Raw genomic sequence first — 3,815 nt, 5'->3', positions numbered from 1 at the left:
GGGTCCCGGTCGAGGCCGATCAGGCGAAGCCCGGGGTGCTCGGCCAGCAGCAGGGCACTGTGGCCGCCCCCGCCGAGCGTGCAGTCGAGCAGCAGCGCCTCCCCGGCGCCGACCGGTTGTCCAGGCAACCCGGAGAAGGCCGCGAGCACCGGATCGGCCAGAACCGGGAGATGGGCGAACGAAACGGCCATCCGACCTTCCTAAGATCCCGGCACTCCGTTCCTTGCGAAGGGCATGACCCAGCTCGAGACCCGCACCGAGCCGATGGTGGTCAACTTCGGCCCCCATCACCCGTCGATGCACGGAGTGCTGCGGCTGGTGGTGACCCTCGACGGCGAGGACGTGATCGACTGCGAGCCGGTGATCGGCTACCTCCATCGCGGCATGGAGAAGATCGCCGAGAACCGCACCAACGTGATGTTCGTGCCCTACGTGAGCCGCTGGGACTACGCGGCGGGCATGTTCAACGAAGCGATCACGGTGAATGCCCCGGAGAAGCTGGCCGACGTGCCGGTGCCGAAGCGCGCCAGCTACATCCGGGTGCTGATGCTGGAGCTGAACCGCATCGCCAACCACCTGCTCTGGCTTGGCCCCTTCCTCGCCGACGTGGGTGCCCAGACGCCCTTCTTCTACATCTTCCGGGAGCGGGAGATGATCTACGACCTCTGGGAGGCGGCCACGGGCCAGCGGCTGATCAACAACAACTACTTCCGCATCGGCGGGGTGGCGGTGGACCTTCCCTACGGCTGGCTGGAGAAGTGCGCCGACTTCTGCGACTGGTTCGGACCCAAGATCGACGAGTACGAAAAACTGATCACCAACAACCCCATTTTCCGCAAGCGGATCGAGGGTCTGGGGGTGATCGGCAGGGAGCAGGCGATCAACTGGAGCCTCTCCGGTCCGATGCTGCGAGCCTCCGGCGTGCCCTGGGATCTGCGCAAGGTGGATCACTACGAGTGCTACGACGACTTCGAATGGTCGGTGGCCTGGGAGAAGGAGGGTGACTGCTACGCCCGCTACCGGGTGCGGATCGAGGAGATGCGCCAGTCGCTGAAGATCCTGCGCCAGGCCATCACCATGATCCCCGGCGGCCCCACCGAGAATCTCGAGGCCCGGCGGATGGCCGAAGGCAAGAAGAGTGAGTGGTACGGCTTCGACTATCAGTACGTCGCCAAGAAGGTGGCGCCCACCTTCAAGATTCCCGATGGTGAGCTCTACTGCCGGGTGGAATCGGGGAAGGGTGAACTGGGCGTGTTCATCATGGGCAACAACGACGTCACCCCCTGGCGCTGGAAGATCCGCGCCGCCGATTTCAACAACCTCCAGATCCTGCCCCACATCCTCAAGGGGGCCAAGGTGGCCGACATCATGGCCATCCTGGGTTCGATCGACGTGATCATGGGATCGGTGGATCGGTGAGCATGGCCGGCCGGCGCTGGATCCGTCGGCTGGAGCGCTGCAGACCCCTCCTGCCCCTGGGGGCCACCGGGCTGCTGGTGCTCAAGGGCCTGCATCCGGGCCTGCCCGGCTTCAGCTGTCCCCTGCGGGCCCTCACCGGCATCCCCTGCCCCACCTGCTACCTGACCCGGGCCACGGCGGCGAGCCTGGTGGGTCGCTTCGACGACGCCGTGGCCCTGCACGCCTTCGGGCCCGTGGTGGCCGCCGGCCTGGTGCTCTGGTCGCTGGCGGCGCTGCGCACCGGCCGGCTGGTGCCCTGGAAGCTGCGGGGCCGGCATCTTCTGGTTGTGGGCGTGCTGGTGCTGCTCTACTGGGCCGGCCGGATGGGGCTGACCTACGGGATCGGCCTGCAGGCCTTCCCGCTCATCGACTGAGCCACGCCGACGGCTGTCCATGGGGCCCGCCCCGACGGCACGGCGGGGCAATCGGGCTCCCTAGCCTGCATCCCGATCGGCCCCCCTCCTTGCTCCCCGGGCCGCCCCAAGGAACTGCTTGCCCCTCCCGTCCGGCGCCGTCGCCCCCGTTGATCCCCAGCGCCTGATTGCCCAGCCCGACTACGCCCGATCGCTCCGTCCCCTGTTGCCGGACGAGGCCTTCAGGCCCGATCGGGCCACCCCCGTTGTTCTCGGCCTGAACGGGGCGATCCTGCTGCTGGGTTGGGCCATGGCCCGCCGGCTTGATGCCAGCCACTGGCAGGGCCTGCTGATCTTTCTGCCCTTCGCCCTGGTGATGGGTAATGCCGTGGTGGTGCTGCTCTTCGCCACCCACGACCTGATGCACAGCAAGGCGATCCGCCAGCCCCAGCTGCGTCAGGCCATTCAGCTGCTGGGCCTGGCTTTGCTGTGGATGCCCCCCACCCTATGGAAAGCCGTCCACAACCGGGAGCACCACGGCAAGACGAACTCGACCCAGGATCCGGATCGCAACTACACCCTCGAGCAACCGGATAGCTGGGGGAAGTGGATCCAGAACCTGTTCGTCCCCTCAGTGGAAGTGCACCCCTTCTGGCTGTGGGTGGGAATGAGCTCAGCCTGGGGCGTGCATGCCTTCCGCAACCTCACTTCGGTGCTGCTGTTCAACGACGGATCGACCCGTTACCCGGTGTTCTCCTTCCAGGTGAGCCGCCGCGAGCGGCGCCAGATCGCCGTCGAACTGGTTGCCGTGGTGCTGGTCCACCTGGCCATCATCGGCTTCATCGGCCTGCGGCCGGTGCCGCTGCTCCTCGGCTATTTCCTACCGATCTGGATCGGCTACAGCGTCGTGATTGCCTACATCTACACCAATCACATGGCCTGCCAGATCACCGAGACGAACGATCCGCTGATCAACAGCATCTCCCTGAAGATGCCCGGCATCTTCGACACGCTTCACCTCAACTTCTCCTACCACACCGAACACCACATTTTTCCGGGGATGAATCCGGCGTACTACCCCCGGGTGCGGGCCCTGCTGCTGGAGCACTATCCGGAACGCTTCAATCTCCTGGGCGCCCGCGAAGCCTGGCGGCTGCTGATGCGAACCCCCCGGCACTACGTCGATGCCACCACCTTCGCCAGCAGCTGCGGCACGATCACTAGGCCCTGCCCCCTCAGCTGAGCACCCCCCGGTGGTAGGCGGCGTTCTGGATGTAGAAGGTGGCCACCGGCACCGCCACCAGGGAGGCCAGGCCACAGGTGAAAAGTGACACCACCAGCACCAGCAGCCAGGCCAGCAGTTCGATGCCGGCAAAGGTCCGCCCCTGCGGCGATCCATAGACGGCCTGGAACGAGGAGGAAAAGGCGTCGAGGATGGGACTGTCGGTGAGGAACACCTTGTTGACGTAGATCGGCATCACGAGGGTGACGGCGATGCCCGGCAGGATGCAGAGCACGAAACCGACGACGGCCACCGCGGTGAACAGCACCCCGGCCAGGAGATAGCGGACCGGCCGATGCAGCAGCACCCGCAGCGCGGCTTCGGTGTCGATGATCTCGCCGCTGGCGTAGTGCATCGCCGGGACGGCGACGAACAGCACCCCCACCAGGTTGGAGAGGATCGTGAAGGGCAGCTGCACCAGGTTGCCCAGCACCGCCGCCAGGCCGGCCGCGGCCTCCGCACCGGCGCCGCCATTGGAGAGGCCCACCCCCAGGGCGGTGAGGGCCAGGGAGGCCACGAAGCCGATGGCAGCGATGACGATCGTCACCACCCAGATCAGCAGAATGGTGGGGATATGGGCCAGGAAGGCGGCCCATGAGGTGGTCTGGTTTTTCTGGACAGGGTCCATCGTTAACCTGTGAGGCGGGGCACCGCCCCTAAGAGGGGGCTCCCACCCATGAGCAAACGCCGCACCCATAGCCCCGAGTTCAAGGCCAAGGTCG

Annotated in this window: 5 protein-coding genes; 3 read left to right on the top strand and 2 right to left on the bottom strand. The window is 66.3% G+C overall.

Annotated elements, in window-relative coordinates; translation table 11 throughout:
• Positions 1 to 191 (bottom strand): 16S rRNA (cytosine(1402)-N(4))-methyltransferase (gene mraW, locus VB737_RS15510; RefSeq protein WP_500314276.1); only part of this gene is annotated, 191 nt, incomplete at its 3' end.
• Positions 192 to 234: 43 nt separating this feature from the next.
• Here mraW and VB737_RS15505 point away from each other — a divergent pair.
• The 3 genes from VB737_RS15505 to VB737_RS15495 all read left to right on the top strand — a co-directional run bounded on the left by VB737_RS15505 (position 235) and on the right by VB737_RS15495 (position 3,054).
• Complete coding sequence (locus tag VB737_RS15505; RefSeq protein ID WP_015110378.1) at positions 235 to 1,419, top strand: NAD(P)H-quinone oxidoreductase subunit H; 1,185 nt, start codon at positions 235 to 237, stop codon at positions 1,417 to 1,419.
• Positions 1,420 to 1,421: 2 nt separating this feature from the next.
• Positions 1,422 to 1,832 (top strand): DUF2752 domain-containing protein, encoded by a 411-nt coding sequence (locus tag VB737_RS15500; protein WP_500314277.1) that lies wholly within the window; start codon positions 1,422 to 1,424, stop codon positions 1,830 to 1,832.
• 118 nt (positions 1,833 to 1,950) lie between these two features.
• Complete coding sequence (locus VB737_RS15495; RefSeq protein WP_500314274.1) at positions 1,951 to 3,054, top strand: fatty acid desaturase family protein; 1,104 nt, start codon at positions 1,951 to 1,953, stop codon at positions 3,052 to 3,054.
• Here the strand turns inward: VB737_RS15495 and VB737_RS15490 are convergent.
• A complete protein-coding gene (locus tag VB737_RS15490) occupies positions 3,047 to 3,721 on the bottom strand; it encodes a hypothetical protein (RefSeq protein ID WP_500314273.1) in 675 nt (224 codons plus the stop codon). The two genes, VB737_RS15495 and VB737_RS15490, sit on opposite strands and share 8 nt — an antisense overlap.
• Positions 3,722 to 3,815: the final 94 nt, after the last annotated feature.

It is taken from the genome of Synechococcus sp. BA-120 BA3 (assembly GCF_034931285.1).
In the GTDB taxonomy this organism is placed as follows: Bacteria; Cyanobacteriota; Cyanobacteriia; order PCC-6307; family Cyanobiaceae; genus Cyanobium.
Note: the sequence above shows the minus strand (reverse complement) of the source record. Positions and strands in the feature narration are given on the sequence as shown.